Origin of the sequence: Oceanococcus atlanticus, assembly GCF_002088235.1 — a bacterium.
In the GTDB taxonomy this organism is placed as follows: Bacteria; Pseudomonadota; Gammaproteobacteria; order Nevskiales; family Oceanococcaceae; genus Oceanococcus; species Oceanococcus atlanticus.
The window spans coordinates 403,951-425,075 of record NZ_AQQV01000003.1 but is presented as its reverse complement, the minus strand read 5'-3'; the positions used below and the strand labels follow the sequence as shown (position 1 = coordinate 425,075).

The 21,125-nt window shown below is 60.1% G+C and carries 23 protein-coding genes; 8 read left to right on the top strand and 15 right to left on the bottom strand.

Annotated features, from left to right (window positions below; genetic code table 11):
* Window position 1: 1 nt before the first annotated feature.
* Window positions 2–1,333: a 3-deoxy-7-phosphoheptulonate synthase class II gene (locus ATO7_RS12925; protein WP_083562328.1), complete on the top strand. Its 1,332-nt coding sequence runs from the start codon at window positions 2–4 to the stop codon at window positions 1,331–1,333.
* A gap of 7 nt (window positions 1,334–1,340) precedes the next feature.
* On the opposite strand, the gene ATO7_RS12920 is transcribed toward ATO7_RS12925, so the two are convergent.
* The 8 genes from ATO7_RS12920 to ATO7_RS12885 all read right to left on the bottom strand — a co-directional run bounded on the left by ATO7_RS12920 (window position 1,341) and on the right by ATO7_RS12885 (window position 5,885).
* Complete coding sequence (locus tag ATO7_RS12920) at window positions 1,341–2,045, bottom strand: LOG family protein (RefSeq protein ID WP_083562327.1); 705 nt, start codon at window positions 2,043–2,045, stop codon at window positions 1,341–1,343.
* Window positions 2,042–2,923, bottom strand: coding sequence for an NAD(P)-dependent oxidoreductase (locus tag ATO7_RS12915; RefSeq protein ID WP_083562325.1), 882 nt, complete (start codon window positions 2,921–2,923; stop codon window positions 2,042–2,044). Before ATO7_RS12915 ends, ATO7_RS12920 begins: the two co-directional genes overlap by 4 nt.
* A gap of 8 nt (window positions 2,924–2,931) precedes the next feature.
* Window positions 2,932–3,666, bottom strand: coding sequence for a 2,3-diphosphoglycerate-dependent phosphoglycerate mutase (gene gpmA / locus ATO7_RS12910; RefSeq protein ID WP_407938470.1), 735 nt, complete (start codon window positions 3,664–3,666; stop codon window positions 2,932–2,934).
* 73 nt (window positions 3,667–3,739) lie between these two features.
* Entirely contained in the window at window positions 3,740–4,273 is a 534-nt protein-coding gene (locus tag ATO7_RS12905) for an acyl-CoA thioesterase (protein WP_083562320.1), read from the bottom strand.
* Window positions 4,270–4,668, bottom strand: coding sequence for a PspC domain-containing protein (locus tag ATO7_RS12900; protein WP_083562318.1), 399 nt, complete (start codon window positions 4,666–4,668; stop codon window positions 4,270–4,272). The genes ATO7_RS12905 and ATO7_RS12900 overlap by 4 nt, the downstream gene beginning before the upstream one ends.
* Window positions 4,665–4,901, bottom strand: a complete 237-nt coding sequence (pspB, locus tag ATO7_RS12895; RefSeq protein ID WP_083562316.1) for an envelope stress response membrane protein PspB — start codon at window positions 4,899–4,901, stop codon at window positions 4,665–4,667. The genes ATO7_RS12900 and pspB overlap by 4 nt, the downstream gene beginning before the upstream one ends.
* Window positions 4,902–4,935: 34 nt before the next feature.
* A complete protein-coding gene (gene pspA / locus ATO7_RS12890) occupies window positions 4,936–5,607 on the bottom strand; it encodes a phage shock protein PspA (RefSeq protein ID WP_083562315.1) in 672 nt (223 codons plus the stop codon).
* A gap of 11 nt (window positions 5,608–5,618) precedes the next feature.
* Window positions 5,619–5,885, bottom strand: coding sequence for a hypothetical protein (locus tag ATO7_RS12885; protein WP_083562313.1), 267 nt, complete (start codon window positions 5,883–5,885; stop codon window positions 5,619–5,621).
* Between the two features lie 162 nt (window positions 5,886–6,047).
* Here ATO7_RS12885 and pspF point away from each other — a divergent pair, with 162 nt between their 5' ends.
* Window positions 6,048–7,052, top strand: coding sequence for a phage shock protein operon transcriptional activator (gene pspF / locus ATO7_RS12880; protein ID WP_083562311.1), 1,005 nt, complete (start codon window positions 6,048–6,050; stop codon window positions 7,050–7,052).
* A gap of 30 nt (window positions 7,053–7,082) precedes the next feature.
* Window positions 7,083–8,435: a phosphohexomutase domain-containing protein gene (locus tag ATO7_RS12875; protein WP_083562897.1), complete on the top strand. Its 1,353-nt coding sequence runs from the start codon at window positions 7,083–7,085 to the stop codon at window positions 8,433–8,435.
* Window positions 8,436–8,554: 119 nt separating this feature from the next.
* Here ATO7_RS12875 and ATO7_RS12870 read toward each other — a convergent pair whose 3' ends face one another.
* A complete protein-coding gene (locus tag ATO7_RS12870) occupies window positions 8,555–8,980 on the bottom strand; it encodes a DUF1249 domain-containing protein (protein ID WP_206044922.1) in 426 nt (141 codons plus the stop codon).
* Window positions 8,980–9,801, bottom strand: coding sequence for a posphoenolpyruvate synthetase regulatory kinase/phosphorylase PpsR (gene ppsR, locus ATO7_RS12865; protein ID WP_083562309.1), 822 nt, complete (start codon window positions 9,799–9,801; stop codon window positions 8,980–8,982). Before ppsR ends, ATO7_RS12870 begins: the two co-directional genes overlap by 1 nt.
* A 74-nt stretch (window positions 9,802–9,875) precedes the next feature.
* On the opposite strand from ppsR, the gene ppsA reads away from it, so the two are divergent.
* The 3 genes from ppsA (at window position 9,876) to ATO7_RS12850 (ending at window position 13,904) form a co-directional block, all read left to right on the top strand.
* Window positions 9,876–12,248 (top strand): phosphoenolpyruvate synthase, encoded by a 2,373-nt coding sequence (gene ppsA / locus ATO7_RS12860; protein WP_083562308.1) that lies wholly within the window; start codon window positions 9,876–9,878, stop codon window positions 12,246–12,248.
* 66 nt (window positions 12,249–12,314) lie between these two features.
* Window positions 12,315–12,803, top strand: a complete 489-nt coding sequence (locus ATO7_RS12855) for a pilin (protein WP_146680342.1) — start codon at window positions 12,315–12,317, stop codon at window positions 12,801–12,803.
* Window positions 12,804–12,818: 15 nt separating this feature from the next.
* Complete coding sequence (locus ATO7_RS12850; RefSeq protein ID WP_158523208.1) at window positions 12,819–13,904, top strand: diguanylate cyclase domain-containing protein; 1,086 nt, start codon at window positions 12,819–12,821, stop codon at window positions 13,902–13,904.
* A gap of 7 nt (window positions 13,905–13,911) precedes the next feature.
* Here ATO7_RS12850 and ATO7_RS12845 read toward each other — a convergent pair whose 3' ends face one another.
* Together ATO7_RS12845 and ATO7_RS12840 are read right to left on the bottom strand one after the other, a co-directional pair.
* On the bottom strand, window positions 13,912–14,289 hold the full coding sequence (locus ATO7_RS12845; protein ID WP_083562302.1) for a DUF423 domain-containing protein: 378 nt from the start codon (window positions 14,287–14,289) through the stop codon (window positions 13,912–13,914).
* A gap of 2 nt (window positions 14,290–14,291) precedes the next feature.
* The gene (locus ATO7_RS12840; protein ID WP_083562300.1) at window positions 14,292–14,729 is read right to left on the bottom strand and encodes a response regulator; all 438 of its coding nucleotides are present in this window, start codon (window positions 14,727–14,729) and stop codon (window positions 14,292–14,294) included.
* 50 nt (window positions 14,730–14,779) lie between these two features.
* Here ATO7_RS12840 and ATO7_RS12835 point away from each other — a divergent pair, with 50 nt between their 5' ends.
* Entirely contained in the window at window positions 14,780–15,682 is a 903-nt protein-coding gene (locus ATO7_RS12835) for a DMT family transporter (RefSeq protein WP_083562298.1), read from the top strand.
* A gap of 126 nt (window positions 15,683–15,808) precedes the next feature.
* Window positions 15,809–18,037, top strand: coding sequence for an NADP-dependent isocitrate dehydrogenase (locus tag ATO7_RS12830; RefSeq protein WP_083562297.1), 2,229 nt, complete (start codon window positions 15,809–15,811; stop codon window positions 18,035–18,037).
* A 26-nt stretch (window positions 18,038–18,063) separates the two neighbouring features.
* On the opposite strand, the gene ATO7_RS12825 is transcribed toward ATO7_RS12830, so the two are convergent.
* From ATO7_RS12825 to ATO7_RS12815, 3 genes are read right to left on the bottom strand one after another with little or no spacing between them, the layout of a single operon-like run.
* A complete protein-coding gene (locus ATO7_RS12825; RefSeq protein ID WP_083562295.1) occupies window positions 18,064–18,462 on the bottom strand; it encodes an RNA-binding S4 domain-containing protein in 399 nt (132 codons plus the stop codon).
* Between the two features lie 45 nt (window positions 18,463–18,507).
* A complete protein-coding gene (gene ftsH / locus ATO7_RS12820; protein ID WP_083562293.1) occupies window positions 18,508–20,448 on the bottom strand; it encodes an ATP-dependent zinc metalloprotease FtsH in 1,941 nt (646 codons plus the stop codon).
* 30 nt (window positions 20,449–20,478) lie between these two features.
* The gene (locus ATO7_RS12815; RefSeq protein ID WP_083562291.1) at window positions 20,479–21,123 is read right to left on the bottom strand and encodes an RlmE family RNA methyltransferase; all 645 of its coding nucleotides are present in this window, start codon (window positions 21,121–21,123) and stop codon (window positions 20,479–20,481) included.
* Between the last annotated feature and the right edge of the window lie 2 nt (window positions 21,124–21,125).

Here is a 21,125-nt window from a genome sequence, read left to right as displayed (position 1 = left end):
CATGTCTCTCTGGACACCTCACAGCTGGCGTGATCGCCCTATCCTGCAACAGCCAAGCTATCCGGACGCCGATGCGCTCAAGCGCGCCACCGATACGCTGGCCCTGCGTCCGCCGCTGGTGACCTCGGGCGAGATCGACACGCTGCGCGCGGAACTTGCGGCCGCTGCACGCGGCGAATGTTTTGTGCTTCAAGGCGGTGATTGCGCCGAGTCGTTTGACGAATGCCGTGGCGACATCATTGCCAATCGCTTGCGTGTGCTGTTGCAGATGAGTCTGGTATTGACCCACGGGCTCAAACAGCGGGTGGTGCGAATAGGCCGTTTTGCAGGCCAGTACGCCAAGCCACGTTCGGCCGACACCGAAACCCGCGACGGTGTCGAACTGCCGAGTTTTCGTGGCGATTTGGTCAATGCGCCGGAATTTACCGCCGAGGCGCGCACGCCGCAGCCGCTGCGCCTGCTTGAAGGTCATGCCCTGGCTGCGCTCAGTCTCAATCATGTACGCGCCCTGATCGACGGTGGTTTTGCAGATTTGCACCACCCGGAAAACTGGGATCTGGCGTGGATGCAGCACACCCCTCATGCCCAGGCATATGCCCGTCTGGTCGCCGAGATCGAAAATGCGGTGGGCTATTTCGAAACCCTTTCCGGTCAGCGGCTGGCTCACCTGGATCGGATTCAGCTGTTCAGCTCGCACGAAGCGCTGGTCATGGAGTATGAGGCTGCCCTGACCCACGCTGTTGGTCCCGATCACTACAACCTGGGATGTCACATGCCGTGGATCGGCATGCGCACGGCCCAGCCCGACGGTGCGCATGTCGAATACTGTCGTGGCATTGCCAATCCGGTCGGGGTCAAGCTGGGGCCGGGGCTGTCGACTGATGATGTGCTGCGTCTGCTGTCCCTGCTCGACCCGCAGCGCACACCGGGGCGTCTGGTCTTGATCCATCGCTTTGGTCATGCGCGGATTGAAGATGAGTTGCCTGGTTTGATCGAAGCGGTGGCCGCCAGTGGTCACCCGGCTTTGTGGTTGTGCGATCCCATGCATGGCAACACCCAAACCACCGGGGATGGCCTCAAAACCCGTGATTTCGCCCATGTGCTGGGTGAGTTGCTGGCCGCCTTCCGGGTGCACCGACAGCTGGGCAGCCGCCTGGGCGGCGTGCATCTGGAGCTGACCGGCGAGAATGTCACCGAGTGTACTGGTGGCGCACGTGCGCTGAGCGCCGAAGATCTCAAACAGCGTTACCGCTCGCAGGTCGATCCACGTCTGAACGGCGAGCAGGCGCTGGAATTGGCGATGGCGATTGCAACCGCCGCCAGCGACGCTTGAACCGGGTCTACTGCAAGCTGTGGGTCAGGATGTCAAACGCCCGGTCCACACAGTCCACGTGGCGCACCAGCTCCAGGTCCTTGGTCGCGATCAGCGCCTGGCGCGCCAGCGCCTCCAGATTGATCACCTCGCGCCAGTAACTTTCCCCGAACAGCACGATCGGGCGCGCGTGGGTTTTGCCGGTCTGGGTCAGGGTCAGCAACTCGAACAACTCGTCCAAAGTGCCGAAGCCGCCGGGGAAAATCACCAGTGCGGCCGACAGGTTGAGAAACCAGAACTTGCGGGTGAAGAAGTAATGGAACTCGAAGACCTGATCGTCCGGAATATAGGGGTTGGCGCGCTGTTCGAACGGCAGTGAAATGTTGAAGCCCACGTTGAGCCGCGCATTGACCTCAGCGGCGCCGGCGTGTGCCGCCTCCATGATGCCCGGGCCGCCGCCGGTCAGGACGTGGTAGCGCTGCCCGCTGTCATGCGTGTGCATGGTCCACTCGGCCAGACGTTTGCCCAGATCACTGGCCATGCCGTAGTAGTCGCGACCGTCGCCGACGCGGTCATCGCCGGCCTGAATGCGCGCCGAGCCCCAGAAGGTGATGGCGCGCTCAATGCGGTTGTCGCGCAGGCGCTGCTTGGGCTCCAGATACTCAGCCAGGATGCGCAGCGGGCGCGCATCCTCGCCATGCATGAACGCCGCATCTTCAAAGGCTTTGCTCATGCCGTCTCGTCGTCGTTGTCCAGGCGCGCAATCAGCACCGAGGTGTCCTGACGCCCACGCCCGGCCGCACTGAGTTCATCGTAATAGCGCTGAATCTGGCGTGTGATGGGCAGCGCGGCGCCGAGCTGCTCGGCCTCGGCCGCCACGATGCCCAGGTCCTTGCGCATCCAGTCGATGGCGAAACCGAAGTCGAATGCGCGCTCCAGCATGCTGTGTCCGCGGTTTTTCATCTGCCAAGAGCTGGCGGCGCCGTTTTCGATGACGCTCAGCACCTGGCTCATGTCGAGACCGGCACGCTCACCAAACTTCAGACCTTCAGCCAGTCCCTGTACCACCCCGGCCACACAGATCTGGTTGACCATTTTGGTCAGCTGGCCGCTGCCGCTGGGGCCGATCAAGGCATGGCTGGCCGCATAGACGCCGAACACCGCAGCCGCGGCCTGGTAGTCGCCCTGCGTGCCGCCACACATGATGCTGAGTGCGCCGTTCTCGGCGCCGGCCTGTCCGCCGGACACCGGTGCGTCGACGAAACGCAGGCCGTGGCTGCGCGCCTGGCTGTCCAGCTCGCGGGCAAGTTGCGCCGAGCTGGTGGTGTGGTCGATGTGCAGAGCGCCGGATGGCAGGCTGGCGTAGGCGCCGTGTGCTGCCGCCAGGCAAACCTCGCGCAGATCATCGTCATTGCCAACACAGGTGATCAGCACATCAGCCTGCTCGGCGGCCTGCGCGGGGCTGTCACAGACCTGGCCGCCGTGACGCTGTTGCCACGCTTCGGCTTTGCTGCGGGTGCGGTTGTAGACCCGCAGCGTATGCCCGGCGGAGCACAGATGTGCCGCCATCGGGCCGCCCATGACACCCAGGCCAATGTAGGCGATGCGCATGCTGTGGCTCAGGCTTTGCCCTGGTTGGCGACCGCTGCCGCCGCTTTGGCCACGGCATCGGCATCGCCCAGATAGCCGAACTGCACAACGTTCAGCTCGTCGTCCAGTTCGAACTTGAGCGGCATGCCGGTGGGAATGTTGACCTCCAGGATGTCTTCGTCCGACACCTGATTGAGGAACTTGTACAGCGCGCGCAGACTGTTGCCATGCGCCGTGACCAGCACATTGCGGCCCTGCTTAAGCTCAGGGGCGATGGCGTCGAACCAGAACGGCAGAACCCGCTCGAGGGTCAGTTTGAGCGACTCGGTACCTGGCAGCACGCGGTTGTCGAGACTGGCATAGCGGGCATCATGCACCGGGTGACCGGCATCGCTGGTCGGCATTTCCGGAGGCGGCACGTCGTAGGAGCGACGCCAGATCTTGACTTGGTCTTCGCCGTGCTGGGCGGCCGTTTCGGCCTTGTTCAGGCCCTGCAGTGCGCCGTAATGGCGCTCGTTCAGTCGCCACGAGCGTTGCACCGGCAGCCACATCGCATCCATCTCGTCCAGCGCGGTCCACAGTGTGCGGATCGCCCGCTTGAGCACCGAGGTGAAGGCCACATCGAAATGCAGGCCTTCGGCCTTCATCAGTTGCCCAGCGGCAACCGCTTCGGCCCGGCCCTGTTCGGTCAGGTCGACATCAACCCAACCGGTGAAACGATTTTCTAGATTCCACTGGCTTTGACCGTGGCGAAGCAGGACCAGAGTGCTCATGGCATTGACTGTGTGGCAAATGAGCGGCGCATTTTACATGGCGCCCGGGCTGCTGGCTTGGTCTCTAGTGCGCGGCGGGGTTGTTCGCGCGCGCGGCGCGTACGCGCTGTAGCTCATGTGCGTGGGCCAAGCGTGCTTCTCGTCGCAGTGCGGCTTCCTGAAAACGGTGGACTTCGGCTTCACTGTGCGGCACCACCGCCGGGACCGGGCTGGGCTTGTCGTTGTCATCCAGCGCGATGAAGGTCAGGTAGGCCGACAGGATATGTCGGCGTGCGCCGCTGCGTGACAGCTCGGCCATGACCTTGACGCCGATTTCCATCGAGGTGTTCCAGGCGCGGTTGCAGGATGCCGAATAGATCAGCGTGTCGGCACCGGTGGCCGGCTGGATGAATTGCACCGCGTCGACCCCCACGGTGACGCACAGCTTGCCGGAATGGCGCTCGGCCACGACAACCGCAATGCGGTCCATCTGGGCCATGATCAGCCCGCCGAACACATTGCCGTTGTAGTTCAAATCATTCGGAAAGATCTTGTAAATCTGTTCGCTGACGGCAGACTCGGCCACCGTTTTCTGATGTTGCTCAGGTGTTGAACTCATCCGGTCTCCAGATCCCGAAATGCGGCGCGCAGCTGATGTTCATTGCCGTGCAGATAGGCCTCGACGCGGCGCATGCGGCGTTCGATACGCGCATAGCGCTCGCGCAGCGGGCCATTGTAACGAGGGCGTGCAGGCTCAGCGTCGGTAGCCTGTTTTGTTGCGCCCTGCCCGCGTTTCGGCGTGGGCAGCTTCTCATCCACCGTGGGGAACACGAACACCGAAATGGCGTAGGCCAGAATGATCGGCCAGTTGATGAAGAAGGCCAGCAGGAAAACCACCAGACGCGTGGTGCGGCGGCGCCAGCCGTAATAATCAGCGAGTCCGGCGCAAACCCCGAACAGGATGCCGTTGTCGGGATCGCGGCGGATTTCTGACAGTTCTTTGAAAATACTCATGTGCGCGACCTCCAGTCGGGCGTATCCACATCGAGAAGTTTTTCAATCGCGTCCAGACGTTCTTCCATCAGGTCCGCCTTTGCATGCAGGTCGGAATGGCTGGAATTTTCGAGTTTCTGCTGGCGGCGGTCGCGTTTCCAGATGGTCATGTAGTGAAACACCAGCCACAAGGGCACCACGATGACCAGGAACAGCACCGCCGGCACAAATAGAAGCTCCGATGCAACGTCCATTTATGTTCTCTTTGGGATGATTGGCAAGATGATCTCAGGAATCGGCTTCAGGCTTAAGCTTTTTGCGCAGACGGGCCAGTTCGGCCTCCACTTCGTCGTTTGCTTCCAGCTCTGAGAATGCTTTCTCCAGATCGTCACCCTGGCCCAGTTCCTCGGCCTCGACCTGTGCCTCCAGGCCTTCAATGCGACGCTCAAAAGCTTCGAACTTGGTGCGCGCATCATCCAGGCGTGCATCGTCCATCTGTTGCTTGGCCTTGAGGCGGGTGCCGGCATTGTCCTTGCGCATCAGCAGGCTGCGCTGGCGCGCCTTGGCGTCCTTGAGCTTGGCATTGAGCTGGCGAATATCGGAATCCAGCTTTTCCACCTGTTCCTTGGCGATCTGCTGCTCTTCGGCCAGCAGGTCACGCTTTTCGACCAGCTGGTTCTTGTACATCAGCGCGCCGCGGGCCAGATCTTCGCGGTCTTTGCTCATGGCCAGTTCGGCCTTGGCTTCCCATTCCGCGATGCCCTCATTGAATTGCTTGAGTTCGCGGTTGATTTCCTTCTGCCGAGCCAGGGTCTTGACCGAGGCCGAGCGCACCTCAACCAGGGTGTCTTCCATCTCCTGGATGATCAGGCGAACCATCTTGGCCGGATCTTCGGCCTTGTCGAGTAATGCGTGGACATTCGAGTTGACGATGTCCGAAAGTCGTGAATAAACGCCCATGAGGCTCTCCGTTACAGGTGTTCGATAGTAGCGGCCGGATGCGGCTGCTGGGTAGGCTGCGGCCGCGTGGCGGCGGTCAGCGGGGTTTCGGATGCGAGATTTCGCGCATCACGCAGCTGCTCGAGTGCGATCACCCCACCCACCGGGATGCTGGATGTCAGTTCATGCTTGATGCGCATGATGGTGTCGTCATCGACCGACTGTGCGGCCGCGGTCAGCGGCGCAAGGCCCAGAATGCTGGCCAGGCCGATGATGCGAAGTGTGGTGAGCTTGCCCATGTTGATCTCCTGCTGGTGATGTTCTTGGCATAGAGATAACAAGCGGCGTGCCAACTTTTGCTGGGCGCTTAAGCGATTGAAATATAGAGAAAAAATATTTTCTAGCGAGCGGTGAGCCAACACGTTGTGGTGAATAAAACCAATAAGTGGTAATTTCAACCCATGCCAACAAGTCCTTTGCCTGTCCTGCTCGGAGAATCCGAGGCCTTTCTCGAGGCTGTCGAAGCGGCCTCGCGCCTGGCCGAGCTTGAGCGCTCCGCCCTGGTGATCGGTGAGCGCGGCACAGGCAAGGAGTTGTTCGCCGCACGCATCCACTATCTTTCACCGCGCTGGGACAAGCCCTTCCTCAAGCTCAATTGCGCAGCACTGAGCGAAGACCTGCTGGATGCCGAACTGTTTGGCCACGTGCCCGGCGCCTTCACCGGCGCTCAGCGCGCCCGTCCTGGACGCTTCGAGGCTGCCGATGGCGGCAGTCTGTTTCTGGATGAGCTGGCGACCATGTCGTCGCGCTTGCAGGAAAAAGTGCTGCGGGTGATCGAATACGGCGAATTCGAACCGCTGGGCAGTAGTGAAACGCGCAAGATCTCGGTGCGGGTGATCGGCGCCACCAACGAGGATTTGCCGCGCGCGGTGGAACAGGGCCGCTTTCGTGGCGACTTGCTGGACCGCCTGAGCTTTGACGTAGTGACCTTGCCGCCGCTGCGGGCGCGACGCGATGACATTCTGCTGCTGGCCGAGCAGTTTGCGCAGCACATGACCAGCGAACTGGAGCGCGACGTGTTCGCCGGGTTTGCCCCGGGGGCGCAGGCCGCCCTGCTCGACTACGCCTGGCCGGGCAATGTGCGTGAACTGCGCAATGTGGTCGAGCGCTCGGTGTATCGGCACGAGGCCGCCGACAGACCACTGCGCCACCTGATCTTTGACCCGTTTGCATCGCCCTATCGACCGCAGACCCAGTCACAAACCAGCACGCAAACACAAGAGGCTGTTGCACTGCCGCGTTACCCTTTCGATCTCAAGGCCTTCATGGAAGAGCAGGAAGTGGATGTGCTGAAAAAAGCCCTGGCCGATCATCACCATCATCAGGGGCAGACCGCGCAGGCGCTGGGCTTGAGCTACGATCAGTTGCGCACCCTGGTGCGCAAATACCGTTTGAACAAATCATGAATGCCGACCACGGTCGGACAAGGACATTGTGTGAGTAAGCTGCCGGCCTTCAAGGCCTATGACATCCGTGGACGTCTGGGCGACGAAATCAATCGTGATATCGCCTGGCGTATCGGCCGCGCCTACGCGCAAGTCATCAAGCCCGAAAAAGTTGTGCTGGGACAGGATGTACGCCTGACCAGCAAAGAACTCAGTGATGCGGTCGCGCTCGGTTTGATTGATCAGGGCGTCGAGGTTTACGACATCGGACTGTGTGGCACCGAGGAGGTCTATTTCGCGACCTTTGAATACGCCATGGACGGCGGCATCATGACCACGGCCAGCCACAATCCCATGGATTACAACGGCATGAAGCTGGTGCGTGAGCAGTCACGCCCCATCGGTGCAGACAGCGGCCTGGGCGAGATCGAAGCGCTGGTTGCCGTCGATGACACGAACTGCCCGGCACACGCACCGCAGCTCAAACCGCTGGCCCATCGCGAGGCCTATATCCAGCACCTGCTCGGCTACGTGGCCGACTTCGAGCTCAAGCCGCTGCGCATCGTGGTCAATGCCGGCAACGGTCCGGCCGGGGCGATCGTGGATGCGTTGGCCCCTCACCTGCCGTTTGAGTTTATTCGCATCCAGCATGAACCGGATGGGCGTTTCCCCAATGGCATCCCCAACCCGCTTCTGCCGGAGAACCGCCAGGCCACTGCCGATGCGGTGCGTGCGCACCAGGCGGATTTCGGTGTCGCCTGGGACGGTGATTTCGACCGTTGCTTCCTGTTCGACGAGCACGGTGAGTTCATCGAGGGCTACTACATCGTTGGTCTGCTTGCCCAGGCTTTGCTGGAGACACATCCGGGTTCCAATGTGATCTACGACGTGCGCATGACCTGGAACACCATCGATATTGTCGAGGCCGCTGGCGGCCAGGCCATTGAAGCGCGCACCGGTCATGCCTTCATCAAGCAGATCATGCGCGACAACAATGCCATCTATGGCGGCGAGATGAGCGCGCATCATTATTTCCGTGATTTCGCGTACTGCGACAACGGCAACATTCCATGGCTGATGGTCGCGGCACTGGTCAGTCAGCGCGCCGCCGGCTTGTCCACTCTGGTTTCGGAGCGCATCGCAGCCTACCCGTCGAGCGGCGAAATTAACCGCACCGTGGACGATGCCAAATCGACCATCGAGCGTGTGGCGGAGCGCTACAGCGGCGAGGCCAAGGCAGTCAGCCGCGTCGATGGCCTGAGCGTGGAGTTTGCCAACTGGCGCTTCAATTTGCGCGCCAGCAACACCGAGCCGGTGATTCGCCTGAATGTGGAAAGCCGCGCCGACAAGGCGCTGGTTGAGACCAAAACGCGGGAGCTTCTGGATTTGATTGGCGGCCGCTAATCTGGGCCGTCTCACGGCCCGGTCAGCGCTTGCGCAGACGCGCTCAAGCACATCCATGTATCGCTTGTCATCGACCATCCAGGTCGCTGACATTCTGCGCAAGCGCTGACCGAGCCGCCCTACGAAACGTGGTCGGCCAAGGCAAAGCCGTGGCCATGCTCCAGGCAGTAATCCAACCATTTGTTGAGCAACAGATTGCGCTCCCATTGCCGGTCCAGGTTCTCGCCGAATTCGGCCGGCTCGGCATCCATGGCCTGGGCGACCCCGGCATCGCGATAAATGCGCACGCGCAGGCGTGGGGTCTCGGTCTGATCCGCCAGCCGGTAGGTCAGCATCAGGGTCAAGGTGTAGGGATTGCGTTCCAGGATGTCGAGATACAGCGGGGAATCCGACTGGCTGATCGAGCGCGCCTGATCGACCTTCAAATTAAGGTCCGGCAGCAGCCGTTGCATGCGCTGGAAATTGCTTTCCCACAGATTCATCAAGCCGGCAAAACTGCGCGGGCGGCCAAGATGTTCCCAGTTGGGTAAATCCAGAATTGTCATCAGAATGTCTGCCTGCGCAGGCCCTTCTCATGCATGATCAGGGTGGCAATTTCCTCGATCGACATGGCCGTGGAATCCACAAACGGGATGGCGAAGCGGCGGTACATCTGCTCGGCTTCGTTGAGCTCGAACAGGCACTGTTGCAACGAGGCATAACGGCTGCCCGGGCGGCGCTCCTCGCGGATTTGTTGCAAACGCTCGGCGCTGAGAATCAGGCCAAACAGCTTGTGCCGGAACTCCATCAAATGTTCCGGCAGACGACGGGTTTCCATGTCGTCCTCGGTCAGTGGGTAGTTGGCGCAGAACAAACCATGCTGCAGCGCCATGTACAGGCACACCGGTGTCTTGCCGCAGCGCGATGGCGCGAGCACGATCACATCTGCGCGCTCCAGACCCTTGCGGGTCTGACCATCGTCGTGATGCATGGAAAAATTCATCGCGTCGATGCGCGATTCGTAGCGTCCGACGTCCGGCATGCCGTGAGCGCGCCCTTCGACGTGCAGCGACTTCTCCTGCAAAACCTTTTCCAACTCCGGGACATAGCTGTCAAACGGGTCAAAAAAGCTCGCCTGGGACTGGCGCAGGATGCTGCGGATTTCGTTGTTGACCGTCGTACTGAATATAATGACGGGCTCGCCGTTGCTCGCAGCCAGGTTGATGGTCTCAACTGTGGCCCGGGCTTTTTCCGGCGAATTGATAAACGGAAGCGTTGTGCGCTGGAACTCGATGTCATCGAACTGGGACAACAAACTGTTGCCCAGCGTTTCTGCAGTGATGCCGGTACGGTCGGAAAGAAAAAACACTTTGCGTTTTTTCGGCATGTCGGGTGTTACTCGCAGTGGTGGCAGATGACGTCGCGAAGGCCGCAACACACACCATCATCTAGAGGTAACTCGTGGATAACAAGTACGTAATCTGGTTTCGTGAGCTGGGCATGGGTGATGTCGAGCGCGTGGGCGGCAAGAATGCCTCCCTGGGCGAGATGATTTCCAATCTGGCATCAGCTGGCGTGAGTGTGCCGGATGGTTTTGCCACCACCGCGGATGCGTACCGTGAGTTTCTCAACCATGACGGTCTGGCCGATCGGATTCAGAGCGAGCTGGCCAAACTCGACCCGGAAGACGTGGTTGCCCTGGCGCAGACAGGCAAGACCATCCGTCAGTGGGTGATGGACCAGCCCTTCCCGGCCAAGCTGGATGCGGATATCCGCGAAGCCTATGCGCAGCTCGCCGGCGAGCAAGGCGTGTCCGTTGCGGTGCGTTCCTCGGCCACCGCGGAAGATTTGCCGGAAGCCTCGTTTGCCGGCCAGCAGGAAACCTTCCTCAACGTCAACGGCCTGGACAACGTGCTGGCCGCGATCAAGGAAGTGTTTGCCTCGCTGTACAACGACCGCGCGATCTCCTACCGCGTGCATCAGGGCTTTGCGCACGAGCAGGTTGCGCTGTCGGCCGGTATCCAGCGCATGGTGCGTTCGGACAAGGGCGCATCCGGCGTGATGTTCACCATCGACACCGAATCCGGCTTCCAGGATGTGGTGTTCATCACTTCGGCCTTTGGTCTGGGTGAAGGCGTGGTTCAGGGCGCGGTGAATCCTGACGAGTTCTACGTTTACAAGCCCAATCTGCGCGCCAATCGCCCGGCCATCCTGCGTCGCAATGTCGGCGCCAAGGCCACGCAGATGGTTTACACCGCGGATCGCAGCCTGGGCAAGACGGTCGAATTTGTCGACGTGCCGGCGGATCAGCGTGTTTTGCTCAGCCTCAACGATGAGGAAGCCGAGGCACTGGCCCAGCAGGCCCTAACCATCGAGCAGCATTACGGTCGTCCGATGGACATCGAATGGGGCAAGGACGGCATCGACGGCAAGCTCTACATTCTTCAGGCCCGCCCGGAAACGGTGAAGAGCCGCGCCGGTTCGGGCAGCCTGCAGCGTTACCGCCTGTCGCGTCGCAGCGCGGTGCTCAGTGAGGGGCGCGCCATTGGCCAGAAGATCGGAGCCGGCGTGATTCGCAATGTCAGCGACATTTCGGAAATGGCGCGCGTACAACCTGGCGATGTGCTGGTCACCGACATGACCGACCCGGATTGGGAGCCGGTGATGAAGCGCTGCGCCGCCATCGTCACCAACCGCGGCGGGCGCACCTGTCACGCTGCGATCATCGCGCGTGAACTGGGCATTCCGGCCGTTGTGGGCTGTGGCGATGCGACCACCACGCTGAAAGACGGCGACGAGGTCACCGTGTCGTGTGCCGAAGGTGATACCGGTTTCGTTTACGAGGGCAATCTTGATTTTGCCGTGGACGAGGTTGATCTCGGCGACATGCCGCCGGTGCCGCTGAAAATCATGATGAACGTCGGCAATCCGGATCGCGCATTCGACTTTGCCTCGATCCCCAATGCCGGTGTGGGGCTGGCGCGCCTGGAATTCATCATCAATCGCATGATCGGTGTGCACCCCCAAGCCTTGCTTGAATTCGACAAGCAAAGCCCGGATTTGCAATCGACCATCGGCAAACTGTCGGCGCCTTACGCCGATCCGGTTGATTTCTACGTCAAACGCCTGGCTGAGGGCATGGCTTCGATCGCGGCCGCTTTCGCACCCGAACCGGTCATCGTGCGTTTGTCCGACTTCAAGTCCAATGAATACGCCAATCTGATTGGTGGACGCCAGTACGAGCCGCACGAAGAGAACCCGATGATCGGCTTCCGTGGCGCCTCACGCTATATCGATCCGAGCTTCCAGGCCTGTTTTGAGCTGGAATGCCGTGCGGTGCGTTATGTACGCGAGGAAATGGGCCTGACCAACATGCAGATCATGGTGCCGTTCGTGCGCACCGTGAGTGGCGCACAGAAGGTTATCGACATCCTCAAGTCGTTTGGCCTGGAGCGCGGCAAGGACGATCTGAAGATCATGATGATGTGCGAGCTGCCGTCCAATGCCCTGCTGGCCGATCAGTTCCTGGAACACTTTGATGGTTTCTCCATCGGCTCCAATGACATGACCCAGCTGGCGCTGGGCCTGGACCGTGACTCCGGCCTGATCGCGCACATGTTCGACGAGCGCAATGAGGCGGTCAAAGCCCTGCTGCACATGGCCATCCAGGCCTGCAAGAAAGCCGGCAAGTATGTCGGCATCTGTGGTCAGGGCCCGTCGGATCACCCTGATCTGGCGCAGTGGCTGCTCGACGAGGGTATCGAGTCAGTGTCGCTCAACCCGGATACGGTGCTCAGCACCTGGCTGTATCTGGCAGGACAAAAATCACAATAACTTTACGTCGCCTGGGGATGATGGGCTTACTGATTGATTCTGGCCCATCATTCCACAGGTGCCGTCGTGGTCGAATCGTTTGCGGGCAACGCCAATACCCGCGTTACATCAAAGCTCTCGTCGGATCGCCGCGCGCGAGCGCTCGGCTTTACGCTGATTGAGTTGCTGACGATCGTGTTTGTGATCGGCATCATTCTTGTCATCGCGCTGCCGACGTATATGAACTACGCCAACCGCGCCAAACTGAGTGAGGCGCTGGGTATCGTCGGGCCTGTGCGTCGTGCGGTGGATGAACATTGGGCCCAAACCGGCCAGCTGCCTGCATCCAACGCCGCGGTTGCGCTGGATGCCCCAGGCCAATATGCCGGGCGTTACGTCAGTGGCATCGAAGTGATCGAAAACGGCGTTATCCAGGTCAGCCTTGATGATCCTGGGCTTCAATTCGGGCAACTGCTGTTCACGCCCAGTACTGCGGCCGATAGCAGTGTGCTGCGTTGGCGCTGCAGCTCGCCCAATATCGCGCCACAACATCTGCCCAAGGACTGCCGCCCCTAAGGGATGATCGACACTATGCAGACACTTCAAAACAGTCCCAGCAAAGTCGCTCAGCCCGAGCACTATCTGGCAGTACTGCGCACCGTAAGCCTGCTCAACTGGGTTGGTCTGGGCGCCTTACTGCTGATGCTGGCTTTGCTCGATCAGTCGTCTACTGCGGTTGCGACGGGTTCCGCCAGCAGCCGCGTGTTCTGGCTGCTTTTCGTCGAAGCCCTGATCGCCAACGGCATCCTGACGCTTGCCTTGATCTTCCGTGGTTGGTACAGGCGCACGCCGCGTGAGGCCCTTAATAAATTACGCATGCTGGCCGCTGCCGTGTGTTTGTGGGAGATCCTTCATCTGGCCGGCTTGTATGAGTTCTTCGGTGGTGTATTCGGGCCCTTTGCGGTTTTGTTTCCCGCCATGGTGCTGGCCTCTTTCTTCATTTTGCCCAGCCGCTCTGCGCTCAGCGTCGCGTTTGTGATCTGTGCGGCGTGGCTTGTGGTCAGCATTTTGCAATGGACCCAGGTGTTGTATCCGCTGGGTGCGCTTGGTGGCCCGTTTCTCGATCCCGCCGCGGCCGCAAGCAGTCGCATCGTGCTGATGGGCGCGGCGATGCTGGTATGCCTGGTTGGTGGCGCGTTATGGCGGCACCAGATGGATGCCGCTTTGCAGGGGCACTACCCTTTGCAGTTGATCGATACCCGTTTTGACTGCTTTAGCCGCGAAGCCTTGTACAACCGCCTTTGTGACGAAACCGAGCGAGCACGCGGCAGCGCAGCCTCATCTTGCGTGGTCATCTTGCACATGGAGAAAGTGGCTGAGGTGGTGGCTGACAAGGGACTGGATGCGGCCGAAGCGCGTTTGATCGAGCTTGCACGCGCGGTGCGAACCATCACGCGGCACAATCTCGATACCCTCGCCTATCTTGGCAATGCGCGCTTCGCCCTGTTGTTGCCAACGTTACCGTCTTCAGCTGGTGAAGACGTGGTGGCTCGCATTCTTCAGGTCCTTGCGGACGACATGTCCTGCACCATTGAATGTCAGGTCGTGGCGTTGCCGGAGGCACTCGACACACCCGCTGCGGCAGAGCAATTCATTGCTCAACACACAGCGACGTAGATGCGGGTTAGATGCTGGGTGCGACTTTAACCGCTTTGACGATCAACACAATCCATCCCAGCAGCAAAAGTACGCCGCCAATCGGTGTGATCGCGCCGAGCGGTTTGATGCCGGTCAACGCCAGGACGTAGAGGCTGCCACTGAACAAAGCCACGCCAATCACGAAGCACCAAAGCGGCGTCCGCAATTCAAAGCTGCCCGCATGCGCCAGAGCCACAATCGCCAGCATCGCGATCGCGTGGATCATCTGATACTGCGTTGCGGTCTGGATAATATCCAGGGCGTAATCGTCCAGGCGTTTTTTCAGGGCGTGCGCGGCAAACGCACCCATGGCAACGCCTGACATCCCGTAGAACGCGGCGATGGCCACCATTAACTTGTCCATGCTTAGTCCTTGGGCGGAAATTCTGCGAAGCGCATCCAGAATGCCTGGATGGACTCGACCAGATCAATGAACTCGTCCAGATCGACAGGCTTGCAGATATAAGCGTTGGCTTGCAGCTCGTAGCAGGTCAACACGTCACGCGGCGCATTCGAGGTCGACAGCACCATCACTGGGATGCGTTTGAGCCTCGGATCCTGTTTGATCTCGGCCAGTACTTCACGACCGTCCTTACGCGGCAAGTTGAGATCCAGCAGGACGAAGTCCGGCATGATCAGATCTGCGTGCTCACCTTCACGCCTGAGCATAGCCAAGGCCTGCTCACCATCGCGTGCGACCTGCATATTGAAGGAGAGTCCGCCCTCCTTGAAGATTTCTTCGGCCAGCCGAACATCGGCGGCATTGTCTTCTACCAGTAGAATCTCAGCTTTGCGTTGGGTCATTTGCGCATCAAATCGTCGGTACAGGGCCGCAGTGCGGCAAAAACACCATCATGCCACAGCGCGCGCTATCCCCGTTTTCTTCCGTTTCTGCGATTCGTCGCGCCGGCCTTTTTGGACTCGGCGCAGCGTTCTGCTTTGCCCTTATGGGGGTTGCCATCAAATTTGCGGCAACCGAGTTGAATAACGCTATGGTGGTGTTTCTGCGCAACGCTTTTGGCCTGCTTGCGTTGGCTCCGGTGCTGTTGCGCCACGGCGCAGCGAAGCTTCGCACCGAGCGTCTGGGCATGCATATCGCACGCTGCGTGATCGGATTATCGGCCATGTACTGTTTCTTTTTTGCGATCGCACACATGCCGCTGGCCGAGGCCATGTTGCTCAACTATTCCACACCGTTGTATGTGCCTTTTATCGCTTGGCTGTGGCTGCAAGAGCGCCCAAGCGCTGGTCTCATACCGGTGGTGCTGGTCGGTTTTATCGGCGTCAGTCTGATTCTGCGCCCCTCCAACCCGGCCGCAGCTGGCTGGGTTGGTTTGGTCGGGTTGGCCTCAGGTGTGATGGCGGCAGGGGCGTTCGTTGCCATCCGCCGTCTGGCGCGCACAGAACCGGCGCTGCGCATCGTGTTCTATTTCACTGCTCTGAGCCTGCTGATCTCAGCCCTGCCATTGCCATGGATGTGGCAGATGCCTGATGCACGCGCCCTGCTCCTCATGGCCATGGCAGGCGGCTGCGCGACACTGGCCCAGATTTGCCTGACACGCGCATACGCGTTGGCGCCGGCTGCCCAGGTCGCGCCTTTCAATTATCTGGTTGTGGTGTTTGCAGCCTTGTGGGGCTGGCTGATCTGGAATGAACGCTCGGATGCCCTAAGTATCGTCGGCGCTTTGCTAGTGGTCGGCAGCAGTCTGCTTGCCCTGCGTCAGCGCGAGGGCGCCAAGCGCGCTACGCAACAATGACGGAACTCAAGCGCGGCGCATCTCTCTTAAGCAATGCGAATCGGCCTGAAGGCCCATAAGCAGGCGCCGAAGGCGTAGAATACGGAGACCGGATCGCACTCGTACAAACCACGACTGGAGACCACTGTGGGCGCTGAAAAACCGACCATTACCTACACGATTACCGACGAAGCTCCGATGCTGGCCACGGCCTCGTTTCTACCCATCGTGAGGGCGTTCTCAGCGCCGACCGGCATTGAGGTGGAGTCCACGGATATTTCCTTGGCTGCCCGTATCCTCGCAGCCTTTCCGGAATATCTGAACGAAGAACAACGTGTGCCCGATACGCTGGCAGAACTGGGTGACATGACCCAAGACCCTAGCGCCAACATCATCAAATTGCCGAACATCAGCGCATCGCTGCCACAGCTCAAAAGTGCCATCGCTGAGTTGCAGCAGCAAGGTTATGCAATTCCGGATTATCCGGTGGATGCGCAGGACGAAAAAGACCAGGACATCAAAGCGCGCTATTCGAAAGTGCTTGGCAGCGCGGTCAACCCGGTTCTGCGCGAAGGCAACTCCGATCGACGCGCGCCCAAGGCGGTCAAGGATTACGCCAAAAAGAACCCGCACAGCATGGGTGAATGGAGCATGGCTTCTCGCACTCACGTTGCCCACATGCGGCATGGCGATTTCTACGACAGCGAGCAATCGATCACCGTAGACAAGGCCTGCAGCGTGCGTATGGAATTGGTCACCAAGGATGGTGATGTGCATGTGCTTAAGCCGGAGATTCCCCTGCTTGACGGGGAAGTCATCGACAGCATGTACATGAGCAAGAAGGCGCTGGTCGAGTTTTACGAAGAACAGCTGGAAGATGCGCGCAAGACCGGCCTGATGTTCTCCCTGCACGTCAAAGCCACGATGATGAAGGTTTCGCACCCTATCGTCTTCGGTCATGCCGTGCGTACCTTCTACAAAGACGCCTTTAAAAAGCACAAGTTCTGGTTCGATGAAGTGGGCGTCAACGTCAACAATGGTTTGGTCGACCTGTACAGCAAGATCGAGGCCCTGCCCGGTTCGCTGCGCGAAGAGATCATTGAATCCATGCATGCCTGCCATGAGCACCGCCCAGAGCTGGCGATGGTCGATTCGGCCAAGGGCATTTCCAACCTGCATGCCCCCAACGACGTGATCGTGGACGCATCGATGCCGGCGATGATCCGCGCCGGCGGCAAGATGTGGGGCGCCGACGGCCGCCCCAAAGATACCAAAGCGGTGATTCCCGAAAGCACCTTCGCACGCATCTATCAGGAGGTGGTCAACTTCTGCAAAACCAATGGTGCGTTTGATCCGGCCACCATGGGTACCGTGCCTAACGTCGGCCTGATGGCGCAGAAGGCGGAAGAATACGGTTCGCACGACAAGACTTTCGAGGTGCCGCAGGATGGCGAGGCACGGGTGGTGGACAATGCCACCGGTGAGGTGTTGATGTCGCACCAGGTTGAACAGGGCGACATCTGGAGAACCTGCCAGGTCAAGGATGAGCCGATCCGCGACTGGGTCAAACTGGCAGTCAATCGCGCCCGCGCTTCGGGCATGCCGGTGGTTTTCTGGCTGGATCCCTATCGCCCGCACGAGAACGAGCTGATCAAGAAGGTTGAAACCTACCTCAAGGATCATGACACCGAGGGGCTGGATATCCAGATCATGTCGCAGGTTCGTGCCATGCGCTACACCCTGGAGCGCTGCGTGCGGGGTATGGACACCATCGCCGCTACCGGCAACATTCTGCGTGACTATCTCACGGACCTGTTCCCGATCATGGAATTGGGCACCAGTGCCAAGATGCTGTCCATCGTGCCGCTGATGAAAGGCGGCGGTCTGTACGAAACCGGTGCCGGCGGTTCCGCGCCGAAACATGTGCAGCAACTGGTCGAGGAAAACCATCTGCGCTGGGATTCGCTGGGTGAATTTCTGGCGCTGGCCGCGAGCTTTGAGGGGTTGGCGGAAAAGTATGATTCTCCGCGCATCAATCTGCTGGCCAAAGCCCTGGATGAAGCCACGGGCAAGCTGCTCGACAGTGGCAAGAGTCCGTCACGCCGCACTGGCGAGCTGGACAATCGTGGCAGTCAGTTCTATCTCGCTTTGTATTGGGCTGAAGCCCTTGCTGCTCAGGACGAAGACGCGGAGCTCAAAGCGCATTTTGAGACCTTGGCCAAAGCGCTGGCCGACAACGAACAGCGCATCGTCGAAGAGCTCAACGCTGTACAGGGGCAAGCGGTGGATATCGGCGGCTACTACTGGCCTGACACCGAGAAACTGGTCAAGGTCATGCGTCCCAGCGAAACCTTGAACAGCATCATCAACGGATAAACTGCCAAGGGCCCTGCGGGGCCCTTTTATTTGCCCAGCAAGCGTCGGATGCGCTGGCGTGCGTGCTTGTCGGGCCGTGTTTGTGGCGGCAGTGGTGCGCTCAGGCGTTGAGCGCGGCGTTGTGCAGACTGCTGCTCGCGTTGGCGTCGGCTTTCTTCGGACTCGCGGTAAAGCTGTTGGGCGACGGGTGCCGGCCCGCGCTGCTCGGACACCTCCAACACCGCGATCTCAAAGCGCAGATCGCCCTTCTCGATCACCAGCGCGTCGCCAACGCGCAGCATGCGGCTGGGCTTGGGGCGCTCACGGTTGCACTGCACCCGGCCCTGCTTGATGGCATCCACAGCGAGGCTGCGGGTTTTGTAGAAACGCGCGGCCCACAGCCATTTATCGATGCGCACCGCGCGCGCTGTATCGCTTTGGCTCATAAACAAAACCGCCCGGCAAAGCGGGCGGTGCTTGTCATCTCGGCCTTAGTGCTGGCCAGCCGGGTCTGCACCCGGCGGTGGCACGTCAGGCTTGGCCTTGGCATCGGCCGCGTCATCACTGCTGGCCTGCGGCGCATTGCCGTTGTTGTCATTGTCGGTCCAGCTGTCGGGCGGCCCCGGCGGACGGCCTTGCATGAGTTCAGCCAACTGCTTGGAATCGATGGTTTCGTACTTCATGAGCGCATCGGCCATCATGTGCAAGATCTCTTCGTGATCTTTCAAAATGGTCTGAGCGCGTTTGTAGCTGTCATCGATCAGGCGACTGATTTCCTCATCAATCACATGCGCGGTTTCATCCGACATCTGCTTGTGCTGGGTCACACTGCGGCCGAGAAAGACCTCGCCGTCTTCTTCGCTGTAGCTTTGTGGCCCAAGACGATCAGACATACCGAACTTGGTAACCATCTTGCGGGCAATGTCGGTGGCCCGTTCGATATCGTTGGACGCCCCGGTGGTGACCGCATCCGCGCCGAAGATCATTTCCTCGGCGATGCGCCCGCCAAACAGCGAATCGAGCTGCGACATCAGGCGCTGACGGGTGTAACTGTGGCGGTCTTCATCGGGCAGAAACATGGTGACGCCGAGGGCCCGACCACGCGGAATGATCGTGACCTTGTAGACCGGATCATGTTCCTTGGATTTGAGGCCGACGATCGCGTGCCCGGCCTCGTGGTAGGCGGTGAGGCGCTTTTCGTCTTCGGACATGACCATGGATTTGCGCTCGGCGCCCATCATGATCTTGTCTTTGGCGCGCTCGAAGTCATCCATGTCGACCAGCCGTTTGTCCGCCCGCGCGGCGAACAACGCAGCTTCGTTGACCAGGTTGGCTAGGTCGGCGCCGGAAAAACCAGGGGTCGCGCGGGCCAGAATGTCCGGCTTAACGTTGCCAGCCAGCGGCACCGGCTTCATGTGAACCTTGAGAATCTGCTCGCGGCCGCGCACATCCGGCAGCGGCACCACAACCTGACGGTCGAAGCGACCCGGGCGCAGCAGCGCCGGGTCGAGCACGTCCGGACGGTTGGTCGCGGCGATGACAATAATGCCCTCGTTGCCTTCGAAACCGTCCATCTCGACCAGCAGCTGGTTGAGGGTCTGCTCACGCTCATCGTGACCGCCGCCCAGACCGGCGCCACGATGACGACCTACCGCATCGATTTCATCGATGAAGATGATGCACGGCGCCTGCTTTTTGGCCTGCTCGAACATGTCGCGCACACGTGATGCGCCGACACCGACAAACATCTCCACGAAATCGGAGCCGGAAATGGTGAAGAACGGCACTCCGGCCTCACCTGCGATGGCCTTGGCCAGCAGGGTCTTACCAGTACCGGGTGAGCCGACCATCAGCACGCCGCGCGGAATTTTACCGCCCAGGCGCTGGAATTTGGCCGGATCCTTGAGGAAATCAACCAGTTCGGAGACTTCCTGCTTGGCTTCTTCAACGCCTGCCACGTCGTCAAAGGTAATTTTGACTTGGTCCGCATTGAGCATGCGTGCCCGGCTTTTGCCGAAACTCAACGCGCCGCCGCGGCCGCCACCGCCCTGCATCTGGCGCATGAAATACACCCACACCGCGATCAACAGCAGGATCGGGAATGAGGAAATCAGAATCTGCAGCAGCAACGGCTGCCCTTTGGGCGGCTCGCCCACGATCGACACATTGTGATCGAGCAAGGTGCCAATCATGGCTTCGTTGCTGGTTTCCGGGCTGTAGGTCGAGAAACGCATCCCACCCGAGGTTTCCCCGCGGATGTTTTGCCCTTCCAGCGAGACCTGACGAATGTTGCCATTCTCAACCTGCTGCAGGAACTGCGAGTAGCTGATCGACTCAGCGACACCCGCGTTGGGGGAAAAACTGCTGAACACCGCCATCAGCACGACGGCGATGACTATCCACAGCAACAGGTTTTTGGCGAGATCGTTCACTTGCGCTCCAGGGAATTCCGCAACGGAATATCAGTCTTGCTCTTGCTCATTGTGATCACTTATGGGGTCGCGTGCCAGCAAATACAACTCACGACTTTCGGCACGTGATGCTCCGGGCTTGCGTATGGCAACTTTGGCGAAGGCGGCACGCAACTGATCGCGGTATGACTCGAAGTCCGCGCCCTGAAAAACCTTGACCAGAAAAGCACCGCCTTGACCCAGGTGTTTGACCGCAAAATCCAGCGCCAATTCCGCAAGTTCATAGGAACGGGCCAGATCGGCATCACGGATACCACTGAAATTGGGCGCCATGTCCGAGAGCACCAGATCCAGCGGTTTGTTCTGGACCTTGTCGGACAGTTCGGCGAGCACCTCGTCATCCAGAAAATCGCCCTGGATAAGCTCGACATGGTCGAGCGCATCAATCGGCAACAGATCCAGACCGATGATGGTGCCCTGCCCTTTGAGCTTGCGTGCGGCGTACTGGCACCAGCCTCCGGGCGCAGCGCCCAGATCGACAATGCGTTGGCCGGGCCGTATGAGCTGGTCGCGCTTGTCGATTTCTTCCAGTTTGAACACGGCGCGAGAGCGCCAGCCGCCATCCTGGGCCTGTTTGACGAATTGATCCTTGCGCTGACGGTCAAGCCAGCGCCCGCTGGAGCCGCGGCGCTTCATCG